The sequence below is a fragment of the Paenibacillus sp. GYB006 genome, from assembly GCF_036577645.1.
Taxonomy (GTDB): Bacteria; Bacillota; Bacilli; order Paenibacillales; family Paenibacillaceae; genus Paenibacillus.
In genome coordinates, this window is sequence record NZ_JARBDA010000112.1 from 1 (window position 1) to 237 (window position 237).

Consider the following 237-nt stretch of genomic DNA (forward strand, 5'->3'; position numbering starts at 1 on the left):
CTCATGCGAGGGAAGAACCTATCCGGTATTAGCTACCGTTTCCGGTAGTTATCCCAGTCTTATGGGCAGGTTGCCTACGTGTTACTCACCCGTCCGCCGCTAAGTCTCAGAGAAGCAAGCTTCTCATCGACTCCGCTCGACTTGCATGTATTAGGCACGCCGCCAGCGTTCGTCCTGAGCCAGGATCAAACTCTCCAATAAAGTTATTGAAAAGAGCGATAAGCTCATTTAGAAAAT

Annotated in this window: 1 rRNA gene; it reads right to left on the reverse strand. The window is 49.4% G+C overall.

From position 1 onward, the window contains the following. Positions 1–201 (reverse strand): 16S ribosomal RNA (locus tag PV403_RS25225); the annotation flags it as partial. Positions 202–237 lie beyond the last annotated feature (36 nt).